The following is a 234-nucleotide window of genomic DNA, read 5'->3' on the forward strand; positions in this document are numbered from 1 at the left end:
GGCGAGGCTGGCGGCATCGTCGCCGTTGCTTTCGGCTTCTTCTTGCAAAACATCCAGATACTGGATGCGTCTGAGCGTAAAGTCTTGGGTAAGGATAAACGCGATTTGTTCGCGCCATACCAAGCCCAGCTGGGTAACAGTTTTGCCGTTTTTGACGTGTTGTACCACTTCATCGGCGGTCAGGTCTTGTTTGGAAACTTTGACGACCGGGACAACATCGCCTACGCCTTTGAG

General features: G+C 52.6%; 1 protein-coding gene. It reads right to left on the reverse strand.

The genetic code is table 11. The annotated features are described in order from the left end of the window. The coding region (rdgC, locus tag ACTHS4_RS12630) for a recombination-associated protein RdgC (RefSeq protein WP_440366060.1) at positions 1-234 on the reverse strand (234 nt) is incomplete at both ends.

The sequence above is a fragment of the Neisseria sp. P0014.S009 genome (assembly GCF_051958155.1).
In the GTDB taxonomy this organism is placed as follows: domain Bacteria; phylum Pseudomonadota; class Gammaproteobacteria; order Burkholderiales; family Neisseriaceae; genus Neisseria; species Neisseria flavescens_C.